The sequence below is a fragment of the Vibrio sp. 10N.222.52.B7 genome, assembly GCF_041474275.1.
Taxonomy (GTDB): Bacteria; Pseudomonadota; Gammaproteobacteria; order Enterobacterales; family Vibrionaceae; genus Vibrio; species Vibrio crassostreae_C.
This window is the reverse complement of sequence record NZ_JBFRTU010000181.1, coordinates 1-647: the sequence shown is the minus strand read 5'-3', so window position 1 is coordinate 647 and position 647 is coordinate 1. Positions and strand designations below refer to the sequence as shown.

The 647-nt window shown below is 41.3% G+C and carries 1 protein-coding gene and 1 pseudogene; both read right to left on the bottom strand.

The window, feature by feature from the left end; all coding sequences use genetic code 11:
• Positions 1–131 (bottom strand): HPr family phosphocarrier protein (locus tag AB4512_RS22190; protein WP_372175706.1); only part of this gene is annotated, 131 nt, incomplete at its 3' end.
• 302 nt (positions 132–433) lie between these two features.
• Positions 434–647, bottom strand: a pseudogene (locus AB4512_RS22185) (cysteine synthase A); the annotation flags it as partial.

Below are 647 nucleotides of genomic sequence, written 5' to 3'. Positions count from 1 at the left end.
GCGCTAGCGCTTTTGCCGTTAGAAGTCACTGTGATGTCAGCGTCGAAAGATTTTGCTTCTTTAACGAACTGTGCAGCTGGACGAGTGTGAAGACCGTTTTCTGCTGTGATTTCTACTTGCTTCTCGTACATTTTATATACCCCAATTAATTTATTTTTTGTAAGTTTGTAACCAGATTAGCTTAACTGCTTTAGCCCAAATGCGCTAGAGGCTAGTACGCCATGTTCGTGTTAGAACTTAGACTGGTTATAAATTTTTATCCAGCCATGGTCGTCTTTTGCTGAGTACTCATGACTTTCAGAATTTGTTTATTGCTTCTTTTATTTTGAAGCGAAAAATAAAACAGACCTGATATTACCAAAGGTGGGGCAGGGATCAACAAAAAAGCCCCTAAACGGGGCTTTTTTGGACGAAAAATTGATTTGACCACATATTATTGTTGGTTCTCTTTTTCCGTAAAGATGCCAGCAAATAGGGCTGTGCTTAGGTAACGCTCACCAGAGCTTGGTAGTACAGTAACGATAGTTTTTCCTGCAAATTCAGGTAGTTCGGCGATTCTGTTTGCTGCTACAACTGCCGCGCCAGATGAGATGCCTGCAAGAATACCTTCTTCTTTCATTAGGCGTTGAGCCATCTCAATCGCTTCT